Source organism: Parerythrobacter aestuarii (assembly GCF_030140925.1).
Lineage (GTDB): Bacteria > Pseudomonadota > Alphaproteobacteria > Sphingomonadales > Sphingomonadaceae > Parerythrobacter > Parerythrobacter aestuarii.
The window spans coordinates 1,195,636-1,218,635 of sequence record NZ_JARBWD010000001.1 but is presented as its reverse complement, the minus strand read 5'-3'; the positions used below and the strand labels follow the sequence as shown (position 1 = coordinate 1,218,635).

Sequence of the window (23,000 nt, the reverse complement as noted above, 5' to 3'; positions counted from 1 at the left end):
ATATTGGGCAGGGATGAGCCGCCCATCGCCTTCGGAATTCCTGCGCCAGCAGCTGGTTGGGCGCGTGCGCGCGATGTTCAACGATGTCGAGGCCGGACAGCAACCTGTGCCGATCAGCGACGAGGCGCTGTTCGGGAAGAATTCGCCGATCCGCATGGTGCATGCCGATGTGGTTGGCATGATGGTCGGCGGGATCCGCAGCCTGCTGTTGCAGATGCTCCATCCCGAAGCGCTGCAGGGCGTGCTCGACCACTCCAACTTCCGCGAAGACATGCACGGCAGGCTGCGCAGGACCGCCCGCTTCATCGCCGTCACGACCTTCGGCCACCGCGATGAAGCGATGCAGGCGATCGAGCGGGTCAACCGCATCCATGCCAAGGTTAGCGGAACCCTGCCCGATGGCACGCCCTACCGCGCTACCGACCCGCGAACGCTGGCCTGGGTCCATGTCGCCGAGGCGCAGAGCTTCCTCGCCGCCTACCTGCGCCATGTGCGGCCCGATATGCCGGGCAGCGAGCAGGACGAGTATTATCGCCAGTTCGCAGTGATCGCCCGCGCGCTCGGGGCCGATCCGGTCCCGCTCGATCGCAATGAGGCCGAGGCGATCTTCCGCGAATTGCGCCATGACTTGCAGGCGCGCCCGGAAGCGCGCGAGATCGCCAGGCTGGTGCTGGACCAGAAGCCCAAGGGCGCCCCGCCAGCCGTGCAGGCGGTGATGGGTTCCGAAGCGGTCGCCCTGCTCCCGTCCTTCGCCCGCTCGATGCTCGACCTCGAACGTCCCGGCCTCGCCGCGCTCCCCGCTCGCGCGGCGACCTGGGGCATGGGCAAGACGCTGCGCTGGGCCTTCCGGCAATAGACCTTCCTCTCGTCACATTCCCGGCGCATGGTGACGCAAGGACAGGAGGAGAGGCCCGATGTATGTTCAGGGATTCGTGATTCCGGTGCCTCAAGGCAACCGCGAGGCCTACCGCGAGGTGGCGGAGAAATTCTGGCCAATCGCCCGCGACTATGGCGCGCTGGCGCAGATCGAGTGCTGGGAAGTCGACGTAAAGGACGGCGAAACCACCGATTTCCGCATGGCGGTCAAGGCCAAGGCGGGCGAGAAGATCGTCTTCAGCTGGATCACCTGGCCCGACAAGGCTACCGCCGATACTGCCCATGACAAGATGATGGCCGATCCGCGCATGGAGGATCAGTTCGGCGCGCCCGACGGCAGTGACATGCCCTTCGACGGCAAGCGGATGATCTTCGGCGGATTCGAGACACTTTTTAGCGGAGAGGCATGACCATGGCAGCTTTCACATTCTACACCGTCGCCATGAGCCGCGGCATGATCGCGCGCTGGGCGCTGCACGAGGCAGGCGCGGATTACGAGCACGAGATGATGACGTGGGAGACGCGTCCCGATAGCTATCGCGCGCTCAACCCCATGAACAAGGTACCGACGCTGGTTCATCACCACAACGGGCATGACCATGTGATCACCGAATGCGCGGCGATCTGCCACTATCTTGCCGAAACGCATCCCGGACCGGAACTGCTGCCTACGGTCGAAGAGAAAGCCGACTACTTCCGTTGGATGTTCTTCGCGGCGGGGCCGCTTGAACAAGCCATTGTGACGAAGACAATGGGCTGGGAAGTACCGGAAGAGCGGCGGGCAACGGCAGGTTTTGGCTCGTTCGATCTCACTGTCGATACGCTGGATGGATGGCTCAGGGATCGCCAGTTCGTTTGCGGTGACCGCTTCACCATGGCCGATGTTTATGTTGGCAGCCATGTCGACTGGGGCCTGCAATTCGGCACCTTGCCTCAGCGCGATGCGTTCACCGGCTATCGCGACCGGATCAACGCCCGCGACGCCAAGCAGGCCGCCAATGCCATCGACATGTCGCTGATGGAGCCGCCTGCCTGAGGCTAGGCGATCGCAGCACTCTTTCTGAGCAGCTGGTACGCCTCTACCACCCGCCCCAGTCGCGCCTCATATTTGCGGTCGCCACCGTTGCGATCCGGGTGGTAGCGGCGGACGAGCTCTGAGTAGCGACGGCGAAGCCTGCGCCGGTCGGTTTGCAAGCCGAGGCCCATCACTTCCAGTGCCTGTGCTTCCTCTTTCGAGAATCTGCCATCCATCGCCATCTCGGCCTCGCGCTGGGCACGGCTCTTGATGCCGGCCGCGCGCGCACCGATCGCATCGAGCGGATCGTCGAAATCGGCCCAGCGCGGCATGCCGTCGACCCCTGCAGTCGGGCGAAAGGCGCGGGTTTCGGTCTGCCAGCCGCTGGCGGGCGATTGCGCGGCGAGGATTTCCTCAGCGCTCATGCCTTCGAACCAGTCGTAGCCGGCGTTGAATTCGCGGACATGGTCCAAGCAGAACCAGCGCCACTGGCCGGGCCCGTCGAAGCTGTTGCCATAGCCACCCGGAGCGCGAAATTCCCCGGCTTCGCGGCAGGTGGGGTGTTCGCAGACTCGCCCTTGGGCTTCGTATCGTCCATGGAACCGGTCACCGCGCATAGCGCTTAATGATGGTGACGCACCGCCAGAATTGGAAGGGTAAAATCCGTGGGAGCAATCCAGACCGAGATCGAAACGCTGCTGGCCGAGGCCTTTGCGCCTTCGCGGCTCGACGTGATAAACGACAGCGCCAAGCACCACGGCCACGCGGGTGACGACGGCTCGGGCGAATCGCACTTCACCGTGGTGATCGAGAGCGCGGCCTTCACGGGCGTCTCGCGGCTGCAAAGGCAGCGCAAGGTGATCGCGGCGCTGGGCGATATCGTCGGCGAGAGAGTGCATGCCGTTGCGATCAAGGCGAGCGCACCGGGGGAATGAGCGCGCGAATGAGCGAGACCGGCACCTCTCGGCGGATCAGGCGCGCGGCCCGGGTGATCGTGCTCGATCCCGAAGATCGCGTGCTCCTGTTCCGTTTCGTGCTTGACGATCGTCCGCCTTTTTGGGTCACTACCGGCGGCGAATGCGATCCGGGCGAAAGCTTCGAGGAGGCAGCCCGCCGCGAACTGCGCGAGGAAACCGGCTTCGAAGCTGATCCCGGCCCGCAGATCGCCCAGCAGACGCCCGAATTCATCACTGTCGAAGGCGAGCCGGTGCGGGCCGACGAGCGCTTTTTCCGTGTGCGCGTGTCGGAAACCCGGATCGACACCTCCGGACACACCGCTCTTGAGCAAAGGGTCATGCAGGAGCATCGCTGGTTCACCCCCGAGGAACTCGCCAGCTGGCACGAATATATCTACCCCCGCGACCTTGCCGAGTTGATCGAAAGGGACCCCCAGCCGTGATCGAACAGACCATCACCCCCGTCACCCATGACCTTGGCCAGTTCCAGGTCCGCCGCGCGCTGCCAAGCAAGGGGCGCACCATGGTCGGGCCTTTCATCTTCGTCGATGAGTTTGGGCCGGCGCAGCTCGATATCGGCAAGGCGATGGACGTGCGGCCGCACCCGCATATCAATCTTGCGACCGTCACCTGGCTGTTCGAAGGGGCGATCGATCACCGCGACAGCATCGGCAGTTTTTCGACCATTCGCCCAGGGCAGGTGAACCTGATGACCGCGGGCAAGGGCATCGTCCATTCCGAGCGCAGCCCGCAAAGCGAGCGCGATGCGGGACCGCGGATGTACGGGATGCAGACCTGGCTCGCCCTGCCAGATGGTCGCGAGGAGATCGATCCGGCCTTCGAAGCGGTGACGGACCTGCCCGTGATCGAGGACCAGTGCGCCAAGGCCTATGTCATCATGGGCGAGCTATGGGGCCAGCGCGCGGCGACCACGACCTATGCCGACACCATCTATGCCGAGATCGTGCTCGCACCGACTGGAGCGCTGCCGATCGAAGTCAGCGCCGACGAACGCGCGGTGATGGTGGTCGGCGGCAAAGCCAGTGTCGACGGGCAGGCACTTGGGCTGTACGAGCTGACCGTTTTGGAGCCGGGGCGCAATATGACGCTCAGCTCCGGGCGCGGCGGGCGGGTGATGCTCCTGGGCGGCGAGGCCTTTGCCACCAAGCGCCATGTGTGGTGGAATTTCGTCAGTTCGAGCAAGGACCGCATCGAGCAGGCCAAGGACGACTGGAACAAGGGCCGCTTCCCGGCGGTGCCCGGCGATGAGGAGGAATATATCCCCATCCCCGGCCAGCCGCTGACGCGGAGCGAAGACTAGAATTCACGAACACGAGGAGAGGACATGAGCTACCAAGGACAATGCTGGTGGATCACCGGCGCATCGAGCGGCATCGGGGCGGCGCTGGCGAAGGAACTGGGCGCGCGCGGATCGCGGGTGATCCTGTCGGGCCGCGATGAAGCGCGGCTGGCGGAAGTCGCGGAAGGTATCGCGACCGACGCGTTGATCCTGCCGTTCGACGTGCGCGACGAGGATGCCATGCATGCCGCGACCGCCAGGGCCATCGAATGGTCGGGCGGCGTGGACGGCTTCGTCGCCAACGCAGGCGTTTCACAGCGCAGCCGCGCAACGAAGACCGCGATGCAGGTCTATCGCGACATTATCGCAATCGACCTTGTCGCCCAGATCGCCGCCACGCAGGCGCTGTTGCCGCATATGGCCGGGCGTGGATCGGGACACCTGGCCTTCATCAGCTCCATCGCCGGAAAGGTCGGGGTGCCGATGCGCACCGCCTATTCTGCTGCCAAGTTCGGCCTCGCGGGCTATGCCGATGCGCTGCGGGCAGAGCTCTCCATCGACGGGGTGCAGGTCCATGCGATCTATCCCGGCTCGATCGCGACCAATGTCAGCCGCAATGCGCTCAATGCCGATGGCAGCAAGCGCGGCCGCAGCGACAGCGTGATCGACAACGGTATTGCGCCCGATGATGCGGCCAAGACCATGCTCGACGCGATGGCGGCGGGCGAGCGCGAGATCATCGTGGCCGAAGGCGCCGAGCAGGCGATGGGCGAGATGCGTCGCACGCCCGAAGCGCTGCTCGACCAGGTCGCGGCGATGGTCGCCAGCGGATACATGGACAAGATGGAAGCCGAGGGGTGAAACGGGTCAAGCTCGCCAACGGGATCGAGCTGGATGTGGTGGACACCGGTCCGCTCGGGGGCCCGCGCGATGCGCCGGTCCTGATCTTCCTCCACGGCTTTCCCGAAAGCCACCGCACATGGCGGCACCAGGTCGCATATTTCCGTGACCGCTATCGCTGCATCGCACCCGACCAGCGCGGCTATCGTGGTTCGTCCAAGCCCGAGGGGGCAGAGAACTACAAGCCTTCGGAGCTGGTCGGCGATGTCTTCCTGCTGGCCGACGCACTGGGGATCGAACGCTTCACCATCGTCGGGCACGACTGGGGCGGCGCGCTGGCATGGGCGGTCGCGATGCGCGGGCAAAGTGAACGCGTCGAGCGCGCGATCCTGTGCAATGCGGCGCATCCGGTGATCTATGCGAAGTTGCTCTACACCGATCCGGTCCAGCGCGCGGCCGGGCAATATATGCGCGTCTATCGTGACACTTCGCGCGACGACGAAATCCGCGAGAAAGGCCTGATCGCGCTGATCGGCGGGACCGGCAATGCCACCGGCGCACTGCCCGAGGATGATCCCGAAGAGCACGCCGCTGTCCTCGCCGACTGGTCCGACGGAGCGGCCGCCATCGCCATGCTCAATTGGTACCGCGCCACGCCGATGGCGGTCCCGCCTGCCGATGCCCCGCTGGAAATCCCGCCCGACGCGAAGCTGCCGCGCGTGCCGGTGCTGACCATCCCCACGCTGGTGGTGTGGGCGCTCGACGACCACGCGCTGACCCCCGGCAATATTGAGGGGCTCGACGAATGGGTCGAGAAATTGACGCTGGTGACCATCCCCGACTGCGGGCATTTCCTGACATGGCAGGCACCCGCGCAGGTCAATGCGGCGATGGAAGGGTTCCTCGCCAACTCAACCAATCCCCGTTCGCCCTGAGCCTGTCGAAGGGCAGCCACCATGAGTGCGCCAGTGCCGAGGCCGGACATCGACAAGCTCAGCCCGAACGGATGCCGGATCAGGAATTCTCGCCGGGCTAGTCGTAGAGCCACTCCACCCATGCGCCGTGCGGATGAGCGCAGGCGAGCAGCGCAGGCTCCTCCCCGCCAGGCCAATAGGTGACATGCAGCTCGTGGCGGAAGGTCTTGCGGTTGGTTTCGAGGCTGACCCATGCCAGCGGCTCGTCCTCGGTTGCAGATTCCGCCGCTGCACGCATCGCGTCGCGGATCGCCTGCTGCTGGTCGTCAGGGATATATTGCCAGACGATGGAATGGAACAGGACGCGGGTGACGCCTTCGTCCTGCGGACGCGCCAGCGCTTCAGCGACGAAACCCGCGGCATCCATCTTGACGACATCGGGCGGGGTCTCGCTCGCCAGTTCTACCGCTGCATCGATCCGCCCCATTCGGGCGATCGCCTCGGGCCAGACGTAACTCTTGAGCCGGACGGCCGCCTCCGGATCGCTGAGATCGACCGGGGCGATATCGCAGCCTCGGATGGCGACAATCTGCGGTGACGTGGCCGGCGGAGCATTGCCTTTCCATTCCGGCACGATCCACATCGGGCTGGTCTCAGGCCCGACCTTCACACCGCCTAGGTCGAAGAAATAGCGCTCCATCATGGTGTTGATACCGGCACTTGATCCCAGTTCGAGCATCTCGAACCTCGAAGGCACTCGCTCGGCCAACCACAGCAACCCGGCCATCAGGCTGGCCGAACGTCCCGCTTCATTGGTCTGCGGAGGCCCGTCGAGCCACGGCAGCAGCAACGCATCGTAGGTTTCAACGAGTTCCCGCACCAGCGCATCGACCGCCGCCTGGTCGGTGGTCAGCGCTGCATACACCGCACCCAGCCGAGTATCTTCACCCGTCAGTACCAGATTGTGCAGCCCGCCATTGATGCGCAGCGGCATGGCGTCCTTCAGGGTCAGCCCCTGCCAGCCGAAGATCCGCCGCGCGGTTGCGGCCTGGCTGTCTTCCAGCGCGAGCAGCCCGCGAATGACCCGCGCCGTGCCGGGCGCGCCGCCCTCTTCAGCGTGGCGCGCCTGCCATTCGATAGCCTCCGGAACCGACTTGATGTCCATGACCGCGCCCGATTCCGCCATCGTTCCTGCCCCTTTCCAATTGCCCTTTGGCCGCTTGCTGCCTATCTGGCGCGCCATGCCGCAAAGCTCGCTCACTTTCGCCGTGCCCAAAGGCCGTATCCTGGAAGAAGCCCTTCCGGTGATGGCGCGTGCCGGCGTCGTGCCCGAGGACGGGTTCCACGACAAGGCCAATCGCGCGCTCAGCTTTGCCACCACGCGGGAAGACATGCGCCTGATCCGGGTGCGAGCCTTCGATGTTGCCACCTTCGTCGCCCATGGTGCAGCGCAGCTGGGCATTGTCGGCTCCGACGTGATCGAGGAATTCGACTATTCGGATCTCTACGCGCCGGTCGATCTCGATATCGGGCACTGCCACCTCGCTGTCGCCGAACCGGCCGATGGCGCGGGCGAGGTCCGCAGCGCGAGCCACCTGCGCGTCGCGACCAAATATCCCAACCTGACCCGCCGCCATTTCGAAGCCATGGGCATCCAGGCCGAATGCGTGAAGCTCAACGGGGCGATGGAGCTTGCGCCGTCGCTGGGCCTCGCGGGCCGGATCGTGGACCTAGTCTCGACCGGGCAGACGCTCAAGGACAACGGCCTGGTCGAAACTTCGCGCATCCTCGACATTTCCGCGCGGCTGATCGTCAATCGCGCGGCACTGAAGACCGATCCGCGCGTTGCGGCTCTCGTGGAAGCATTTCGCGAAGACGCCGAATCGCGCTCAAGCAGCGCAAGCGGTAGCGCCGAGAAGAGCGCGGCCTGATGCAGCGCCTTTCCACCACTGACACCGATTTCGAAGAGCGCTTCACGCGCCTGGTCGAGGCTCGCCGCGAAAGCGCGCAGGATGTCGGTCGTGATGTGTACGACATCCTCGCCCGGGTGAAGGCGCAGGGCGATGCCGCGCTGGTCGACTACACCATGCGCTTCGACAAGCATGCGCTGGGCGAGGACGAGAGTGGGTGGCGTATCGCGCCGGAGACCTGCAAGGCAGCCTATGACGCGCTCGACGCCGAGCTGCGCGATGCGCTCGAACTCGCGGCTGCCCGCATCGGGGCCTATCACGAAGCGCAGTTGCCGCAGGATCGCGACTATACCGACGAAGCTGGCATAAGGCTGGGGGCCAAGTGGCTTCCGGTCGATGCCGCCGGGCTCTATGTTCCGGGTGGTCGCGCAGCCTATCCCTCCTCGCTGCTGATGAACGCGATTCCCGCCAAGGTCGCCGGCGTCGAGCGGCTGGCGATCGTTACCCCGACCCCGAATGGCGAGACCAACCCGCTGGTTCTGGCAGCCGCGCACATCGCCGGTGTGGACGAGATCTGGCGCGTCGGGGGCGCGCAGGCCATCGCCGCGCTCGCCTATGGCACCGGGCGGATCGAGCGGGTGGACGTGATCACCGGCCCCGGCAATGCCTGGGTCGCAGAGGCCAAGCGCCAGCTCTATGGCGTTGTCGGGATCGACATGGTTGCCGGGCCGAGCGAAATCCTCGTCATCGCCGATGGCAAGAACGATCCCGACTGGATTGCCGCCGACTTGCTGAGCCAGGCCGAGCATGACCCGACCAGCCAGTCGATCCTGATCACTGACGATGCTGCCTTTGCCGAGCAGGTCGAAGACCGGATCGATGTCCAGTGTTCGATGCTGGCAACGCAGAAAACCGCTCGCGCCAGTTGGGACGCGCATGGCGCCATGATCGTGGTCGAGAGCCTCGAACAGGCCATCCCGCTCGCCAATCGCCTTGCCGCCGAGCATGTTGAGCTGGCGGTGGACGATCCCGAAACGCTGATGGCCGGCTTACGTCATGCCGGCAGCGTGTTCCTAGGGCGGATGGTGCCCGAAGCCGTCGGTGACTACGTTGCCGGGCCCAACCACGTGCTCCCGACCGGTCGCCGCGCGCGCTTTGCCAGCGGGCTCTCGGTGCTCGACTTCATGAAGCGCACCAGCTTCATCTCCCTCGACAAGGCAGGGCTCGATGCAATCGGGCCTGCCGCGGTGAAGCTGGCGCATGCCGAAGGGCTCCCGGCCCACGCTGCCTCGATAGAATTGCGACTCAAGTAATGAATCAACGCTCCCAATCCCGCTCTGCCGCTCGCCTCGCCGCGGTGCAGGCGCTGTACCAGAAGCATATGGAAGGCACGCCGCTCGCCCGTCTCCTCAACGAGTTCCACCAGCACCGGCTGGGTCGCGAGATCGAGGAAGGCGAGCACTATGCCGAAGCCGAAGTCGACTTCTTCGACGACGTGGTAACTGGCGTAGATGCGCGAACCGATGAAATCGACGCGCTGATCACCGCCAAGCTGGCGGAAGGCTGGACAATCGCCCGGCTCGACAAGACCATGGTGCAGGTGCTGCGCGCCGGCACCTACGAACTGCTGGCCCGCGCCGATGTGCCGGTCGGCACTGCGATCAGCGAATATGTCGATGTCGCCAAGGCCTTCTTCGACGACCGCGAAGCCAAGTTCGTCAACGGCGTGCTGGATGCGATCGCCAAAGAGGTAAGGTGAGCGGCGAGCTCGACCTTATCGCACAGCTCCGCGCACTGGCGACGGACCCGGCAGCGCGTGGCCTCAATGACGATGCGGCGGTGCTCACTATCGGCGGGCAAGAGCTGGTCGTCACGCACGACATGATGGTCGAAGGGATGCACTGGCTGAAAGGCCAGGACATGGCCGACGTGGCGTGGAAGCTGGTGGCGGTGAACCTGTCCGACCTTGCCGCGAAGGGCGCGTTGCCGATCGGGGTGATCCTGGGCCAGATGATGGGCAGCGACAGCGACCGCTTCCTCGCCGGCCTCAAGGAAGCACTCGATGCCTTCGACGTCCCGCTCCTCGGCGGCGATACCGTCGGCGAAAGCGGTGGCCCGCGCGCGCTCGGCCTGACCGCGCTTGGCAAGGCGACATTCTCGCCAGTGCCGGGGCGCGACGGAGCGCGGCCTGGAGACCTGCTCTACATCACCGGCCCGGTCGGCGGGGCGATGATGGGGTTCGAAGCGTTGCAGACCGGCTCGGAAGCCGACAGCCTCGCCTTCCGCCGCCCGCAGCCGCTACTCGCCGCAGGAGCCGCGCTCGCCCCCCATGTCAGCGCGATGATGGACGTGTCGGACGGCGTCCTGCTCGACGCCTGGCGCCTCGCCACCGCCAGCGGCGTGACCCTTGCGATGGCGAGCGAAGACATCCCCCTCGCCGCCCCCGAAGACCGCCGCGCCGAAGCCCTGCGCTGGGGCGACGACTACCAGCTCCTCTTCACCGCCCCGCCCTCCGCCGAGTTGCCGGTCAAGGCTACCCCCATAGGTACGGTCGAGGAAGGCGAACCGCCGCTGTTGCTGGACGGGCTGGCGATCTGGGATACCGAAGGACTCGGCTACCGGCACTAAAGCGCCGAACAGTCGACCCCGCGCTTCTCCAAAATCGGCTTGAGCGCGAAATAGGCCTGCCGCGTCCGGTGGTTCGGTATGCCCGGATAGAGGTGGTGGATCAGGTGGGTTTCCATGCACATCGACCAGAAGTGGCCGACCTTGCTCTTGAAGATATAGGCCTGGTCATAGCGGCCCGTATGCCCTTCGCGCGGGTGGTGCGGGGCCCAGCTGAGGAAGAAGCGGATCCAGCTCAGCCCGAGTTGGCGCGGCAGCCACCAGCACACTGCGGCAGCGATGGCATAGCCGCTCCATGCCATGGTGAAGAGTGTCGCAAGGTAGAACATCTGCAGTAAAAGCGTCTGCTTCAAAGCGAGCCGGGACTCCTCGGTATCAAGCTCCTCGCACACAGTCTTGTAGCGGTTAATCGTCCCGTCGACGCGTGGCTGGCGGTTCCACCAGGTCTTGTACCACGCGGCCAACATGTTCGGCGCTTCATCGGTGTAGTCGGGATCCTTGAGCGGGTCGTTGCAATGCTTGTGATGCTCGAGGTGGGTGATCCGGCCCATGCTGAAGGGAACCGCGATTGGCAGCAGCGAGACTTCACCGACCCACTTGTTCATCCAGAAATTCTTGTCCCCCCGCTGGGCGATATTGCCGTGCATTGCCTCGTGGCAGGTGACGTAGCCGGCGGTGGTGAGGAACGTCGAAACCGCCAGCGTGATCAGCGGATGGACTACGCCGAACATGGTCAGCGGAAACAGGGCCACCCATAATGCGAACCCACCAAACGCCGCCGCGACATAGCCCCACATCGGCCCCCCGTGGAAGCGAGCGGCGATCTCGCGCTCTTCCTTGAGCAATTCGACCCGGGCGTATCTGTCGAGTCCCGCGTCCTCACCAAGAGGGATCGCACGATCTTCCGCTTCGGTCGCGACATCTGCCGGTCCGAGATCGAAATCGAACTGTGTTTCAGTGACGTCGGCACGATCGTTCATATCCAGCGACCCCGGATGGTAGCGTAAAGCCCCCATGCTCCGCCGATCAGCAGCCCGAACACGATTCGCTCCAGTCCAAACGGGGCCTGCCAGCCCCAAACTGCCATCAACTGCGCGATCAAGGGCGCAATAAATCCGATGCCGAACAGGAAGGGCATCACCAGGAACAGCTTCTTTATCGCGACCTGCATGGGTCTTAACTTACTTGTAACCATGGAATCCGGCAAGAGTCTGCGGTTTTCAGCAAGTCACCGCCCCATTTCGGCACGCTGCCGAACCCCCGGTGGAAGAACGGCGGAAGGGCTTGCCTAACGCCGCCTCGCCCTCTAGCGGTGCGTGCCACATGGGCCCCGTGCGCGCGGGGCCCTTGGCTTAAAACGCAAGAATGAAACAATTTAGGGGGAACTCATCGTGGATCTTGTAGTGATCGCGATCGGTCTGGGACTGCTTGCCGTCGTGTACGGCTTCGTCACCAGCCGCCAGGTGCTCGGCGCAGATGCCGGCAACGCAAAGATGCAGGAAATCGCCGGCGCCATCCAAGAGGGTGCGCAGGCCTATCTCAACCGCCAATACACCACCATCGGCATGGTAGGCGTTGTCGTCGCCATCCTCGTGGGCGTGTTCCTTGGCCCGGTATCGGCTGTCGGCTTCGTCATCGGTGCCGTGCTTTCGGGCGTGGCAGGCTACATCGGGATGAATATCTCGGTTCGCTCCAACGTCCGCACTGCAGCTGCTGCCGAGAAGGGCCTGCAGAACGGCCTCACGCTGGCGTTCCGCGCCGGTGCCATCACCGGCATGCTGGTGGCCGGACTAGCCCTGCTCGCCATCTCGGTGTTCTACTGGTACCTTACCGGTCCCGGCGGATACGGCCTAGGCGGTGAGGACCGGACCGTGGTCGACGGCCTCGTGGCCCTCGCTTTCGGCGCTTCGCTGATCTCGATCTTTGCTCGTCTCGGCGGCGGTATCTTCACCAAGGCTGCCGACGTCGGTGCCGACCTCGTCGGCAAGGTCGAAGCCGGTATCCCGGAAGATGATCCCCGCAACCCGGCCGTGATCGCCGACAACGTTGGCGACAACGTCGGCGACTGCGCCGGTATGGCTGCCGACCTGTTCGAAACCTATGTCGTGACCGTCGGTGCCACCATGGTGCTGACCGCACTGCTGATGTCGAACTCGCCGCAGCTCGAAGGCCTCATGGCCCTGCCGCTGCTGATCGGCGGTGTTTGCATCGTGACTTCGATCATCGGCACGTACTTCGTCCGCCTCGGCGGCGGCACGAATGTGATGGGTGCCATGTACAAGGGCTTCCTCGTCAGCGCCGTGCTGGCGATCCCGGCCATCTGGTTTGCCACCGACGTGGCGCTGGGCGGCATGGCGACCACGATGACCGTGGGCGACAGCAGCTTCAACGGCCGCGAGCTGTTCTACTGCTCGCTGCTCGGCCTCGTCATCACCGGCCTGATCATCTGGATCACCGAGTACTACACCGGCACAGGTTACCGTCCGGTCCGCTCGATCGCCAAGGCTTCGGAAACGGGTCACGGCACCAATGTGATCCAGGGTCTTGCCATCAGCCTTGAATCGACCGCGCTGCCGACCATCGTCATCGTCGCGGGCATCATCATCGCTTATCAGCTCGCTGGCCTGATCGGTATCGCCTACGCCGCGACCGCGATGCTGGCGCTGGCAGGCATGGTCGTTGCGCTCGACGCCTATGGCCCAGTGACCGATAACGCCGGCGGCATCGCCGAAATGGCCGGTCTCGATGACAGTGTGCGTGAGAAGACCGACCTGCTCGACGCGGTTGGCAACACCACCAAGGCCGTGACCAAGGGCTATGCTATCGGTTCGGCCGGCCTCGCCGCGCTGGTTCTGTTCGCAGCCTACACGACGGACCTTCGGGTGTTCTTCCCGACGCTGCTCGACGGCGACCTCACCAATGGTGAAGTCTCGTTCAGCCTCGAGAACCCGTATGTCATCGTCGGCCTGCTGCTCGGCGCGCTGCTGCCGTACCTGTTCGGTGCGATGGGCATGACTGCGGTTGGTCGTGCTGCCGGGGACGTCGTCAAGGACGTGCGCGAGCAGTTCGCCAACGACAAGGGCATCATGGCAGGCACCAGCAAGCCCAACTATGCCCGCACGGTGGACCTCGTGACCAAGGCCGCGATCAAGGAGATGATCGTTCCTTCGTTGCTGCCGGTTCTCGCGCCCGTCGCGGTGTACTTCGTGATCAGCTGGGTCGCCGGTGAAGCCAACGGCTTTGCTGCGCTCGGCGCACTGCTGCTCGGCGTCATCGTCGGCGGCCTGTTCGTGGCCCTTTCCATGACCGCCGGTGGCGGCGCATGGGACAACGCCAAGAAGTACATCGAAGACGGCAACCACGGCGGCAAGGGTTCGGATGCCCACCACGCTGCCGTGACCGGCGATACCGTTGGCGATCCTTACAAGGATACCGCAGGTCCGGCCGTGAACCCGATGATCAAGATCACCAACATCGTGGCGCTGCTGATGCTCGCTGCGCTGGCGGGTGGTCATTGATGTCCTGATCGGGAAATACCGACACCAAGAGGGGGCGCGGGAACTTCTGGTTCTCGCGCCCTTTTGATTGCGGTCATTCCACGAACTGCGCGTTAACGCCGTTTAAGCTCTTGCGTCGTACCCTTGCCGCAAGCGGCAGGTGAGCCGCGCCAGCCGAGGGTTAACGCATGACACGCCACGAGGACGGATTGCTGGCGCAGGCAGGACAGGAAGGTCCGCGCCTGATGGTGCAGCCCTGGCGCGCAGCGCATGTGCTCGACAACCGGTGGGACTGGCTCGAACTGGCCGACCGGGCTACTTCTCCCAACCCATTCTTTGAACGCTGGGCGATGCTCCCCGCCCTAGAGAATTTCGCCTCCGATCACCCGGTTCGCCTACTGACGCTTTACGACGGAGATACGCTGGTCGGCCTGATGCCCCTCGCGCTCAGTCGCGACTACTACGGTAAGGTCATCCCGCATGTGTCATGCTGGCTGCACCAGAACGCTTTCTGCGGTGTACCGCTGGTCGCCAGCGGTTACGAGATCGCCTTCTGGTCCGCGGTACTTGACTGGGCCGATGCGGAGGGCAAGGGCGCGCCTTTCCTGCACCTGGCCAAGCAACCGACCGACGGGCCGCTCTATACCGCCTTGCGCAATGTCCTGGCGCTACAGCAGCGCCCTGCCTGCGTCGTCCAGCAAGAGGATCGCGCCCTGCTCGCATCCGACCTCTCGGCGGAGGAGTATTTCATGCAGTCGATGAGTACCAAGAAGCGCAAGGAACTGCGCCGACAGCACAAGCGACTCTCCGAGGAAGGCGAACTGCGCTTCCACCGCAGCCGGGGCGGCGAGGATATCGAAGCGTGGATCGAGGCCTACCTATGGCTGGAAAAGGCCGGCTGGAAAGGCACCCAGGGCACCTCACTGGCTGACGACCACGGCACCACCGAATTCTTCCGTACGGCAATCGCCGGAGCGGCAGATGCCGGCAAGCTCGAACGGCTCACGATGACGCTCGACGGACGCCCCATCGCCATGCTCGCCAACTTCCTCACCCCGCCGGGTGGGTTCAGCTTCAAGACCACCTTCGACGAGGACTATGCCCGCTTCTCCCCCGGTGTCCTGCTCCAGCGCGAAAACCTCGAACTGCTCGCCAACCCCGTTATCGATTGGGTCGACAGTTGTGCCGCCGCGGATCACCCGATGATCGAGCGTATCTGGCGTGAGAAACGCCGGATAGTGTCGCTCAACATCGCGCTGGGCGGTCCGCTGCGCCGCAATGCCATGCGGATCCTGGCGCGGCTCGAAACCGGCTCCTTCCCGAAAGGCCTCGATTGATGGACTACGCCAATCCGCCCCTGCCCTTCGACCAGCCCGCCGATGCCGATATCCCGCAGGACGTGTTCCCGGCCGAGCAGCGGGCCCGCTTTGCCGCCCACTATCCCGAGCAGCCGCATATCCTGCAGCACACGCTGGAGGACCACCCGCTGCTGACGCTCGACGCGTTGGCGCAGCTGGCCGGGCGGCTTCCCGAAAGCGCGATCGAATACAACCGCGGCAATTTGCCGATCGGCGTCGATGGCAAGCCCGAAGCGAACGGCATGACCATCGAGCAGACCATCCACCACATCTCCACCAGCAACAGCTGGGCGGTGCTCAAGAACATCGAGCAGGACCCGGCCTACCAGGCGCTGCTGCTGCGGCTGCTGGGCGAGCTCCGCAGCGAGATCGAAGAGAAGACCGGCGCCATGCTGCGCCCGCAGGGCTTCATCTTCATTTCCAGCCCCGACGCCGTCACACCCTATCACTTCGACCCCGAGCACAACATCCTGCTGCAGATCAGGGGCAGCAAGACCATGACCCAGTTCCCCGCCGGCGACGCCCGCTATGCGCCCGACGAGATCCACGAGACCTACCACTCCGGCGGCGCGCGCGAGCTGACCTGGCGCGATGAGCTGGCCGAAGGCGGCACCGATTTCGCCATCACGGCAGGCGAAGCACTGTTCGTCCCCGTCATGGCCCCGCACTTCGTCCGCAACGGGCCCGCAAGCTCGATCTCGCTCTCGATCACCTGGCGCAGCGACTGGAGCTTCGAGGAAGCCGACGCCCGCGGGCTCAACCGCCTGCTGCGCAAGGCCGGCCTCCAGCCCACCGCCCCCGGCCGCTGGCCCGCCCGCAACACCGGCAAGGCCTATGCCTACCGCGCGCTGCGCAAGCTGGGGCTGGCCGGCTAAGCCCGATTGACGCGGAGCCCGCTTCGCCGCAGGAGGCGAGGCATGAGCGACACCACACCCACCGAAATCCCGCCCGAGAAGCTCGTCGGCAGCCTCGTCAAGCTGCTGACAGTCGAGAAGCGTGCCACCGATGTCTACCAGGGCCGCCCGCAGAAGGGCGGCACCGGGCGGGTCTTCGGCGGACAGGTCATCGCCCAGGCATTGCAGGCAGCACAGCAGACCATTGCGGGCGGCAAAGAGGCCCACTCGCTCCACGCCTATTTCCTGCGCGGCGGCAAGGAAGGCCCGCCGATCGAATACCGCATCGAGCGCGATTTCGACGGCCGCAGCTTCGCCAACCGCCGGGTGGTTGCGAGCCAGGAGAACGAGGACGGCACCAGCACCCCGATCCTCAACCTCACCGCCAGCTTCCACGCCCCGGAGGAGGGCATGGAGCATGACGATGCCCCCATGCCCGACGTGCCCGACCCCGACGACCTGCGCAGCGACATGGAGGTGCGCCGCGAGCTGGCCGAGATGCTGGGCGAACGCATGAACGATGCCCAGCGCGCCATGATGCTGCGCCCGCGCCCGATCGAAATGCGCACCTGCGGCCGGCTCCACTGGATGAACCGCGAACCGAGCGAGCCGCGCGCCCACAGCTGGTTCCGCACGGTCGCCCCGCTGCCCGACGACGCCGCGCTGCACCGCGCAATCATCGCCTATGCCAGCGACTACACGCTGCTCGGCACCAGCGCCCTGCCCCACGGCCTCAGCTGGTTCCGCGGCGAGCTGATCGGCGCGAGCCTCGACCACGCCATCTGGTTCCACCGGCCCGCGCGGGCCGACGAATGGCTGCTCTACGCCACCGAAAGCCCGTGGAGCGGCGGCGGCCGCGGCATGAACCTCGGCCGCATCTTCAACCGCGAAGGCCAGCTGGTCGCGAGCGTGGCACAGGAAGGGATGATGCGGAAGCGGGTGAAGAAGGACTGAAACTTGCGTGACGTGCTGCGGGGGTTACTCTCGCATTTGAGAGGAACCCCATGAACATCACCCGCCACCCGCCGGTCCGCACCAGTCTCGAACCGTCCAACCACCCCTATCTCTCGGGCGCGTGGACGCCGTTGCATGAGGAAGTCGACGTTGCCGAGCTCGAAGTGATCGAGGGTGCGATCCCGGCGGATATCGACGGCATCTACCTGCGCAATACCGAGAACCAGGTGCACCAGCCGTTGGGGCGGCATCATCCCTTCGATGGCGATGCGATGATCCACCAGCTCAGCATTTCGGGCGGCAAGGCGAGCTATCGCAACCGCTTCGTGCGCACGCAGTGTTTCGAGGCGGAGCAGATCGCGGGGCGCAGCCTGTGGGGCGGGTTGATGGACCCGGCGGGTACCTCCGAGCGACCCGGCTTCGGCGCGCATGGGGGGCTCAAGGATACCGGCAGCACCGACATCATCGTCCACGCCGGGGTGGCCTATGCCACGCTCTACCAGTGCGGCGAGGCGTGGATGCTCGATCCGGAGACGCTGGAGACGCTGGGCAAGGCGCCGTGGGGGCCGCTCGACGGCATCTCCGCCCATCCCAAGGTCGACGAGGGCACGGGCGAGCTGATGTTCTTCAACTATTCCAAGCACACGCCCTACATGCATTATGGCGTGGTCGACCGGGCGGGGAAGCTGGTGCACTATGTGCCAATCCCGCTGCCCGGCCCGCGCCTGCCGCATGACATGGCGATTACCCCCAACTGGTCGATCCTCAACGACATGCCGCTGTTCTGGGACGAGGAATTGCTCAAGCGCGATATCCACGCCGCGCGACTGCACGAGGGGATACCGACGCGCTTCGCGCTGATCCCGCGGCACGGCCAGCCGGAGGACATCCGCTGGTTCGAGGCCGAGCCGACCTTCGTGCTGCACTGGACCAATGCTTACGAGCTGGGGGATGAGGTGGTGCTGGAGGGCTATCACCAGTCCAACCCCATGCCCGAACCGCTCGAGGAGTTCGGCCGCTATGCCCACATGATGTCCTATGTCGACGAGCACAGCTTCGGCTGCCGCCTGCACCGCTGGCGTTTCAACCTGAAAACGGGCGAGACAAGCGAGGAGCGGCTGAGCGAGCGGATCGTCGAATTCGGCATGATCAACCCGCGATATGCCATGCAGCCGAGCCGCTATGTCTGGTCGACGACGAGCAAACCGGGCTGGTTCCTGTTCAACGGCTATTGCCGCCACGACACGCTTACGGGCGAGGAGCAGGTCTACCAGCTGCCCGAAGGCGTCTATGCCAGCGAAAGCCCGATGGTGCCGCGCAAACCCGCCTCAAGCAGCGCAGCGGTAGGCGAACAAACACGCGAGGATGACGGCTGGTTGGTCACTTTCCTGATCGACGAGAACACCGGCACCTCGCAATGCGCGATCCTCGATGCCTCGGACGTGACCAAAGGCCCGATCTGCCGCCTCGCGCTGCCGCACAAGCTCTGCAGCGGCACGCATTCGACCTGGGTCGAGCGCAGCCAGCTGGAGGCGGACAAGGCGTTCAGGCTGGAGCGGCTGGTGGCCTGAACCGCCCCAGCCCTAATGCGTCATGAAAAGCGGCACCCGCACGTCGCGAAGCATATCGCGCGTCGCCCCGCCAAAGACCCGCTCGGCCAGGCGCCAATGGCCGTAGGCACCCATCACTATCATGCTGCAGCCCCGTTGCTGGGCCGCGTCACGCAGGATGTCGGCAACCTTGCGGCCGGCCTGCGGTAGTTCGACGATCTCGCACTCGATCCCGTGGCGCGAGAGGTACTCTGCCCCGGCCAGCGGCGGCAGGTCGTAATCATCGCCAGCCGCGCGATTTTCCTGCACGCTGGCGAGGAAGACCCGGCTGGCGCGCTGGATCAGCGGCATCGCCGTGCGCAGCGCGCGGGAGGCCTCGGCCGAACCATCCCAACCCACCAGCAAAGGCGCACCGACATCGATGATATCCTGCCCATCAGGCACGACCAGCACCGGACAGCGGGCATGCAGCGCAAGATCACCGACTGTTGTCGAGGGGACCCGGGCATCGATCTGCGGCTCATGCGCGCCAACCACGAGCAGGTCGCTGATCGCCGAATGCCGCAGAAGCCCCGTAACCGATGCGCCCGCGAACTCTACCCAGTTCCAGGGTACGTCCTCGTTGCTCATATCCGCTTCGGTCTTCGCTCGCAGCCTGTCCGCCGCTTCGCGCCACACCGGCACCATGGCGGCAAAGGCAGCGCCATAGAAATCGCCCGGCACGCTGGCTTCGATCGGGATCGCATTGACGAAGGTGACGTGCCCGCCGAACGCACGGGCCAACCCCAACCCGACTTGCAGGCGCCCTTCGAAGCTGTCGTCATCGAACGCGTGAACTGTGATTGCTTTCATGGCCCATCTCCTTCTCGACGCGGAGGGGGTAGAGAGAAGCCCCTCCAACACATTCACACTGGCAGCAAACATGCTCCGATGCGTTGATCTGGGTCAAATTTGAATTGGGAAATGCGCGTAGGGAGTTTTGCACCCTCCCAGCAAAGTCATGGCCCGGTGCCTGGACCGCCGTTGCCCATTCTTCAGACCAAGCGGTTTCCCGGGTCAGACTGAAGACTGCAGATGACCGAGGAAATCCTCGGTCGACTTCTCCAGGTCGTGCACAATCCCGGCCAAATGTTCTGCCGCTTGCTCGATTTCCGTCGAAAGGTCGGAAGCGTTGGCGGCTGCTTCAGCGACGTCGCGGCAACGCTCCGCAGCTTCCTCGATCTGGCGCGCGCCGTCTCCGGCGCTGTCCTTGATCGTCAACGCCTTGCCTTCCTGCTGGCTGACCTCGACGCCGATGGCTTCGGCGGAATCGATCAGCCGCTGCATCACCCCGGTCACGTCGCGCACCGCCTTGTCGGTATCGGTCGCACCGACGCGGATCGCGTCGATCATCTGAGTGGCTTCTTCAGTCACTTGCTGGACCGTGTCGGCCAGCAATTCCACCTCGCTGGCGACTACGGCAAAGCCGCGCCCGGAATCGCCTGAACGGGCCGCTTCGATCTTGGCATTGATGGCGAGGATCTTGGTCTTGTCGGCGATCCCACGGATGACATCGACGACCTTGCCCACCTTGGCGGAATTCTCGCCCAGTTCGGCAATCGTAGTTTCGCTGGTGACCGTGCTTTCGCGCGCTTCCGAGCCCATGCGGGCGAGGAAACCCCAGGAAATATCGACTGTCGCGACCGATTCATGCAGGTCCTTGGCATCGGCAAAGATCCGGCCGGCTTGCTTGGATGCACCGGCCATGGTCGCCTGAACGCTCGTCACCTCGGCATTGGTCGAATGCGCAAAGGATCGCAGCGTGTGTGACGATTTTTCCAGCTGCTCGGCGGCTGATCCCAGCGCCTGAGTAACAGTAGCAACAGAGGCACGGAACTCATTGGCCAGTTCGGCCAGGGCCTCGGCCCGCGCCTGTTTCAGCTTCGCTTCGGCGGCGCGCCGCGATGCGCGCTCCGCTTCAAGCGCCGATTCGGCCTCTTCCGCACGCCGTAGCGCAGCCTGCAACTCCATGGACGGCTCCGCCGGCCGGACCGATGGTCCAGCCGGATGCTCCCCGCGATTGCGGAGGCCCGAAAGAAGATCGAATGTCGGTTTCATGGTTGGCCGCCCATCGCCGGTCGATGTTTCAGCCCTGCCGCTCGATCCGGTAGGTAAAGGTGCCGCCAGCCTCGCTGTCGGAAATCAGCTGGTTACCGGTTGCCCGGCAGAAGGCGCGGAAATCCTCGACAGAGCCAGGGTCGGTGGCGAGCACTTCCAGCACTTCGCCATCGTTCATCTGAGCCAGCGTCTGCTTGGTCTTGAGGATCGGCATCGGGCAGTTCAGTCCGCGCGCGTCGAGAGTCCTGGTTTCCATGATTGCTCCCCTTACTATTTATAAATCAGATATATAGGTCGATATTGGATGACATGGCGCATTCGAGATAGGTGGCAGCACCACCGTATTCGACGCCGTCGATCAGCATGTCAGGCGTGTATTCGAACAGGTCGACCGACATCTGGCAGCCGATCATGCGCACGCCCGAAAGCTGAGCCGCCTCGCGCAATTCCTCGATCGAAGCGACGCCCTTCTTGGCGATGAGGTCTTTCATCATCTTGCTGGTCATGGCAGTCGCGCCAGGGATCATGCTGACGAGGTTGGGCATCTTCATGTGCATGCCCATCATCGGCATTTCCATTGCGCTGTTGCCCAGCGTCGTCACGCTGAGGTCGAGCTTCTTCTTGAGCAGGCCGAGGCCATAGAAGGTGAAGAACATCGTCACCTTCATATCCAACGCTGCCGCCGTGCTGGCGAGGATGAACGGCGGGTAGGCCCAGTCGAGCGTACCCTTGGTGACCATCAGAGTCATCGACTTGGTGTTCTCGTCGATTTGCGCCTGCATGGCGCTGGTATCCGGTTCAATCGTCATGGTTCTGTCCCTTGCGATCCTGGACTGTTGAGCTGCTTAGAAAGTGAAGCCGAGCGAGAGCCCGCCCGAGGTTTCAGCGAGGAAGATATCGGCCTCACCGCCGCCTAGCATTGGCGGGATCGAGCCTGCGCCTGAGACCCGGTTGGTCGGCGCACGCATGACATAGGCGGAGAGTTCCGCCTTGCTGCTCAGTTGCACGCTGCCGCCCAGCGTGAAGTGATCCTGCACCACGCCAGGGGCCAGGATGTTCAGGAAGGTTTCATTGGCAGGGATCGGGTTTTCCGAGCGGCCATAACCGGCACGCAGGGTAAACTTGTCGCTGGCCTGCCACACCGCGCCGACCTTGAGCACGTCGATATTGCTCCAGCCGAAGCCGGGCCCGTCTGAAGCGCCAAAGGGCACGCCCTGGAACAGGCTGGCAATCGAATTGCCGACCGACGGAGCACTGTCGTAGTTGATTTTCTTGTAGTCGACGCCGACGGTCAGCTTGTCGCTGACATCGACGGCAGCGCCCACGCCCCAGCTTTCAGGGACGTCGAACCCGCCGGCATCGGCGAACAGACCGGCATATTTGTCGAACTTGCCCGTGCCGACTTTCGACTGGTAGAATGCGCCGACCGAAAACCCTTCGGTGAGCTTGCCGTAATATCCCAGTTTGAAGCCGACCCCGACCGACCAGTCGGTGCCGCGATTGGTGAAATTGGCCGGATCGGCAGAGAACCCGGCGAACGGCTGCACGCCGGTCGCTTTGAAAGACTGGACTACGCCAACCACCGATGCCCCGACGCTGTGCCCCTCGGCAACCTTCACCGCTGCGGTCGGCATGATGAAGGCTTGCTTGAGATCCACCCCGGCATCGCCCTGGCCGCCCAGGGGCCCGAACGGATTGGTTTCGTAGACTGTGTTCATCCCGCCGTTGGCGAAGAATACGATGCCCACAGTCACCTTGTCGGAAACGGGCCGGACGTAGGCGACATCGCCAAGGACAAAGGGGTTGGCCCCATTGCCATTGTAATTGCCATTGAGGCCGAAGGCATTGCCGCTGATCTGTGCCGAGCGATCGGGCACGAACACTTCCACGCCGATGTCGACCCGATGGTCGATCTCAGTCGCAGTAGCTGGATTGGCACCGATGCTGGTGGCATCTTGCGGCAGGGCGACAGCGACACCGCCAGTGCCCTTGCCCTTTACGCCGACCCCGTGCTGGAAATAGCCGTCGGTGGCATGCGCCGGCGCAGTAATGGCTGCGACAAGTGCAAATGCAATCGTCCCTTGCAGCCGAGGCTGCGATGACCGGAACTTGTTCAACAGCTGTCCCCTGATTCTTATATTGCGACCCGTTGATGGGCGTGACAGCGCTGCTGATACGACCGTCACAATTCTGCAATGTGCACAAGAACGGTTAA

At 64.4% G+C, this 23,000-nt stretch carries 26 protein-coding genes; 17 read left to right on the top strand and 9 right to left on the bottom strand.

The window, feature by feature from the left end:
- Positions 1-13 precede the first annotated feature (13 nt).
- From QPW08_RS05955 to QPW08_RS05945, 3 genes are read left to right on the top strand one after another with little or no spacing between them, the layout of a single operon-like run.
- Positions 14-856, top strand: a complete 843-nt coding sequence (locus QPW08_RS05955; RefSeq protein WP_284124816.1) for an oxygenase MpaB family protein — start codon at positions 14-16, stop codon at positions 854-856.
- A 58-nt stretch (positions 857-914) separates the two neighbouring features.
- Positions 915-1,286 carry a DUF1428 domain-containing protein gene (locus QPW08_RS05950; RefSeq protein ID WP_284124815.1) on the top strand — a complete coding sequence of 124 codons (372 nt, stop codon included), beginning with the start codon at positions 915-917 and terminating at the stop codon, positions 1,284-1,286.
- Positions 1,287-1,288: 2 nt separating this feature from the next.
- Positions 1,289-1,912, top strand: coding sequence for a glutathione S-transferase family protein (locus tag QPW08_RS05945; RefSeq protein WP_284124814.1), 624 nt, complete (start codon positions 1,289-1,291; stop codon positions 1,910-1,912).
- Positions 1,913-1,914: 2 nt separating this feature from the next.
- Here the strand turns inward: QPW08_RS05945 and QPW08_RS05940 are convergent, their stop codons facing one another.
- Positions 1,915-2,508, bottom strand: a complete 594-nt coding sequence (locus QPW08_RS05940) for a DnaJ domain-containing protein (protein ID WP_284124813.1) — start codon at positions 2,506-2,508, stop codon at positions 1,915-1,917.
- A 48-nt stretch (positions 2,509-2,556) separates the two neighbouring features.
- Between QPW08_RS05940 and QPW08_RS05935 the strand changes: the two genes are divergently transcribed.
- The 5 genes from QPW08_RS05935 to QPW08_RS05915 are packed head-to-tail and all read left to right on the top strand — an operon-like array spanning position 2,557 to position 5,922.
- Positions 2,557-2,826 carry a BolA family protein gene (locus QPW08_RS05935; RefSeq protein ID WP_284124812.1) on the top strand — a complete coding sequence of 90 codons (270 nt, stop codon included), beginning with the start codon at positions 2,557-2,559 and terminating at the stop codon, positions 2,824-2,826.
- 8 nt (positions 2,827-2,834) lie between these two features.
- The gene (locus QPW08_RS05930; RefSeq protein ID WP_284124811.1) at positions 2,835-3,290 is read left to right on the top strand and encodes an NUDIX hydrolase; all 456 of its coding nucleotides are present in this window, start codon (positions 2,835-2,837) and stop codon (positions 3,288-3,290) included.
- The gene (locus QPW08_RS05925) at positions 3,287-4,168 is read left to right on the top strand and encodes a pirin family protein (protein WP_284124810.1); all 882 of its coding nucleotides are present in this window, start codon (positions 3,287-3,289) and stop codon (positions 4,166-4,168) included. Before QPW08_RS05930 ends, QPW08_RS05925 begins: the two co-directional genes overlap by 4 nt.
- Positions 4,169-4,192: 24 nt before the next feature.
- Positions 4,193-5,008, top strand: a complete 816-nt coding sequence (locus tag QPW08_RS05920; protein WP_284124809.1) for an SDR family NAD(P)-dependent oxidoreductase — start codon at positions 4,193-4,195, stop codon at positions 5,006-5,008.
- Entirely contained in the window at positions 5,005-5,922 is a 918-nt protein-coding gene (locus QPW08_RS05915) for an alpha/beta fold hydrolase (protein ID WP_284124808.1), read from the top strand. The genes QPW08_RS05920 and QPW08_RS05915 overlap by 4 nt, the downstream gene beginning before the upstream one ends.
- Positions 5,923-6,019: 97 nt before the next feature.
- Here the strand turns inward: QPW08_RS05915 and QPW08_RS05910 are convergent, their stop codons facing one another.
- On the bottom strand, positions 6,020-7,087 hold the full coding sequence (locus tag QPW08_RS05910) for a DUF2332 domain-containing protein (protein WP_284124807.1): 1,068 nt from the start codon (positions 7,085-7,087) through the stop codon (positions 6,020-6,022).
- A 55-nt stretch (positions 7,088-7,142) separates the two neighbouring features.
- Here QPW08_RS05910 and hisG point away from each other — a divergent pair, with 55 nt between their 5' ends.
- The 4 genes from hisG to thiL are packed head-to-tail and all read left to right on the top strand — an operon-like array spanning position 7,143 to position 10,439.
- Positions 7,143-7,832: an ATP phosphoribosyltransferase gene (gene hisG, locus QPW08_RS05905; protein ID WP_284126308.1), complete on the top strand. Its 690-nt coding sequence runs from the start codon at positions 7,143-7,145 to the stop codon at positions 7,830-7,832.
- Positions 7,832-9,124: a histidinol dehydrogenase gene (gene hisD / locus QPW08_RS05900; protein WP_284124806.1), complete on the top strand. Its 1,293-nt coding sequence runs from the start codon at positions 7,832-7,834 to the stop codon at positions 9,122-9,124. Before hisG ends, hisD begins: the two co-directional genes overlap by 1 nt.
- Positions 9,124-9,570 carry a transcription antitermination factor NusB gene (gene nusB / locus QPW08_RS05895; RefSeq protein WP_284124805.1) on the top strand — a complete coding sequence of 149 codons (447 nt, stop codon included), beginning with the start codon at positions 9,124-9,126 and terminating at the stop codon, positions 9,568-9,570. The genes hisD and nusB overlap by 1 nt, the downstream gene beginning before the upstream one ends.
- A complete protein-coding gene (gene thiL, locus QPW08_RS05890; protein ID WP_284124804.1) occupies positions 9,567-10,439 on the top strand; it encodes a thiamine-phosphate kinase in 873 nt (290 codons plus the stop codon). Before nusB ends, thiL begins: the two co-directional genes overlap by 4 nt.
- Here thiL and QPW08_RS05885 read toward each other — a convergent pair.
- Together QPW08_RS05885 and QPW08_RS05880 are read right to left on the bottom strand one after the other, a co-directional pair.
- Entirely contained in the window at positions 10,436-11,416 is a 981-nt protein-coding gene (locus tag QPW08_RS05885; RefSeq protein ID WP_284124803.1) for a fatty acid desaturase, read from the bottom strand. The genes thiL and QPW08_RS05885 overlap by 4 nt on opposite strands.
- Positions 11,413-11,607 (bottom strand): hypothetical protein, encoded by a 195-nt coding sequence (locus tag QPW08_RS05880; RefSeq protein WP_284124802.1) that lies wholly within the window; start codon positions 11,605-11,607, stop codon positions 11,413-11,415. Before QPW08_RS05880 ends, QPW08_RS05885 begins: the two co-directional genes overlap by 4 nt.
- Before the next feature lie 220 nt (positions 11,608-11,827).
- Here QPW08_RS05880 and QPW08_RS05875 point away from each other — a divergent pair, with 220 nt between their 5' ends.
- From QPW08_RS05875 to QPW08_RS05855, 5 genes are all read left to right on the top strand, one after another.
- On the top strand, positions 11,828-13,954 hold the full coding sequence (locus QPW08_RS05875; RefSeq protein ID WP_284124801.1) for a sodium-translocating pyrophosphatase: 2,127 nt from the start codon (positions 11,828-11,830) through the stop codon (positions 13,952-13,954).
- 167 nt (positions 13,955-14,121) lie between these two features.
- On the top strand, positions 14,122-15,270 hold the full coding sequence (locus QPW08_RS05870) for a GNAT family N-acetyltransferase (RefSeq protein WP_284124800.1): 1,149 nt from the start codon (positions 14,122-14,124) through the stop codon (positions 15,268-15,270).
- Positions 15,270-16,166, top strand: a complete 897-nt coding sequence (locus tag QPW08_RS05865) for a cupin domain-containing protein (protein ID WP_284124799.1) — start codon at positions 15,270-15,272, stop codon at positions 16,164-16,166. Before QPW08_RS05870 ends, QPW08_RS05865 begins: the two co-directional genes overlap by 1 nt.
- 42 nt (positions 16,167-16,208) lie before the next feature.
- Positions 16,209-17,138: an acyl-CoA thioesterase gene (locus QPW08_RS05860; protein WP_284124798.1), complete on the top strand. Its 930-nt coding sequence runs from the start codon at positions 16,209-16,211 to the stop codon at positions 17,136-17,138.
- Positions 17,139-17,188: 50 nt separating this feature from the next.
- Complete coding sequence (locus QPW08_RS05855) at positions 17,189-18,709, top strand: carotenoid oxygenase family protein (RefSeq protein WP_284124797.1); 1,521 nt, start codon at positions 17,189-17,191, stop codon at positions 18,707-18,709.
- Between the two features lie 12 nt (positions 18,710-18,721).
- Here the strand turns inward: QPW08_RS05855 and QPW08_RS05850 are convergent, their stop codons facing one another.
- The 5 genes from QPW08_RS05850 to QPW08_RS05830 all read right to left on the bottom strand — a co-directional run bounded on the left by QPW08_RS05850 (position 18,722) and on the right by QPW08_RS05830 (position 22,902).
- Entirely contained in the window at positions 18,722-19,540 is an 819-nt protein-coding gene (locus QPW08_RS05850) for a universal stress protein (protein WP_284124796.1), read from the bottom strand.
- 204 nt (positions 19,541-19,744) lie between these two features.
- Positions 19,745-20,785 (bottom strand): methyl-accepting chemotaxis protein, encoded by a 1,041-nt coding sequence (locus tag QPW08_RS05845; RefSeq protein ID WP_284124795.1) that lies wholly within the window; start codon positions 20,783-20,785, stop codon positions 19,745-19,747.
- A 28-nt stretch (positions 20,786-20,813) separates the two neighbouring features.
- Complete coding sequence (locus tag QPW08_RS05840; protein WP_284124794.1) at positions 20,814-21,041, bottom strand: sulfurtransferase TusA family protein; 228 nt, start codon at positions 21,039-21,041, stop codon at positions 20,814-20,816.
- 25 nt (positions 21,042-21,066) lie between these two features.
- On the bottom strand, positions 21,067-21,594 hold the full coding sequence (locus QPW08_RS05835; protein WP_284124793.1) for a DsrE/DsrF/DrsH-like family protein: 528 nt from the start codon (positions 21,592-21,594) through the stop codon (positions 21,067-21,069).
- A 36-nt stretch (positions 21,595-21,630) separates the two neighbouring features.
- Positions 21,631-22,902, bottom strand: coding sequence for an OmpP1/FadL family transporter (locus QPW08_RS05830; RefSeq protein WP_284124792.1), 1,272 nt, complete (start codon positions 22,900-22,902; stop codon positions 21,631-21,633).
- Positions 22,903-23,000 lie beyond the last annotated feature (98 nt).

Excerpts from the sequence above, each read along its gene's own strand:
- QPW08_RS05955 (WP_284124816.1), top strand. The coding sequence starts at position 14 with ATGAGCCGCCCATCGCCTTCGGAATTCCTGCGCCAGCAGCTGGTTGGG.
- QPW08_RS05950 (WP_284124815.1), top strand. The coding sequence starts at position 915 with ATGTATGTTCAGGGATTCGTGATTCCGGTGCCTCAAGGCAACCGCGAG.
- QPW08_RS05945 (WP_284124814.1), top strand. The coding sequence starts at position 1,289 with ATGGCAGCTTTCACATTCTACACCGTCGCCATGAGCCGCGGCATGATC.
- QPW08_RS05940 (WP_284124813.1), bottom strand. The coding sequence starts at position 2,508 with ATGCGCGGTGACCGGTTCCATGGACGATACGAAGCCCAAGGGCGAGTC.
- QPW08_RS05930 (WP_284124811.1), top strand. The coding sequence starts at position 2,835 with ATGAGCGAGACCGGCACCTCTCGGCGGATCAGGCGCGCGGCCCGGGTG.
- QPW08_RS05920 (WP_284124809.1), top strand. The coding sequence starts at position 4,193 with ATGAGCTACCAAGGACAATGCTGGTGGATCACCGGCGCATCGAGCGGC.
- QPW08_RS05910 (WP_284124807.1), bottom strand. The coding sequence starts at position 7,087 with ATGGCGGAATCGGGCGCGGTCATGGACATCAAGTCGGTTCCGGAGGCT.
- hisG (WP_284126308.1), top strand. The coding sequence starts at position 7,143 with ATGCCGCAAAGCTCGCTCACTTTCGCCGTGCCCAAAGGCCGTATCCTG.
- hisD (WP_284124806.1), top strand. The coding sequence starts at position 7,832 with ATGCAGCGCCTTTCCACCACTGACACCGATTTCGAAGAGCGCTTCACG.
- nusB (WP_284124805.1), top strand. The coding sequence starts at position 9,124 with ATGAATCAACGCTCCCAATCCCGCTCTGCCGCTCGCCTCGCCGCGGTG.
- QPW08_RS05885 (WP_284124803.1), bottom strand. The coding sequence starts at position 11,416 with ATGAACGATCGTGCCGACGTCACTGAAACACAGTTCGATTTCGATCTC.
- QPW08_RS05880 (WP_284124802.1), bottom strand. The coding sequence starts at position 11,607 with ATGCAGGTCGCGATAAAGAAGCTGTTCCTGGTGATGCCCTTCCTGTTC.
- QPW08_RS05870 (WP_284124800.1), top strand. The coding sequence starts at position 14,122 with ATGACACGCCACGAGGACGGATTGCTGGCGCAGGCAGGACAGGAAGGT.
- QPW08_RS05865 (WP_284124799.1), top strand. The coding sequence starts at position 15,270 with ATGGACTACGCCAATCCGCCCCTGCCCTTCGACCAGCCCGCCGATGCC.
- QPW08_RS05860 (WP_284124798.1), top strand. The coding sequence starts at position 16,209 with ATGAGCGACACCACACCCACCGAAATCCCGCCCGAGAAGCTCGTCGGC.
- QPW08_RS05855 (WP_284124797.1), top strand. The coding sequence starts at position 17,189 with ATGAACATCACCCGCCACCCGCCGGTCCGCACCAGTCTCGAACCGTCC.
- QPW08_RS05850 (WP_284124796.1), bottom strand. The coding sequence starts at position 19,540 with ATGAAAGCAATCACAGTTCACGCGTTCGATGACGACAGCTTCGAAGGG.
- QPW08_RS05845 (WP_284124795.1), bottom strand. The coding sequence starts at position 20,785 with ATGAAACCGACATTCGATCTTCTTTCGGGCCTCCGCAATCGCGGGGAG.
- QPW08_RS05840 (WP_284124794.1), bottom strand. The coding sequence starts at position 21,041 with ATGGAAACCAGGACTCTCGACGCGCGCGGACTGAACTGCCCGATGCCG.
- QPW08_RS05835 (WP_284124793.1), bottom strand. The coding sequence starts at position 21,594 with ATGACGATTGAACCGGATACCAGCGCCATGCAGGCGCAAATCGACGAG.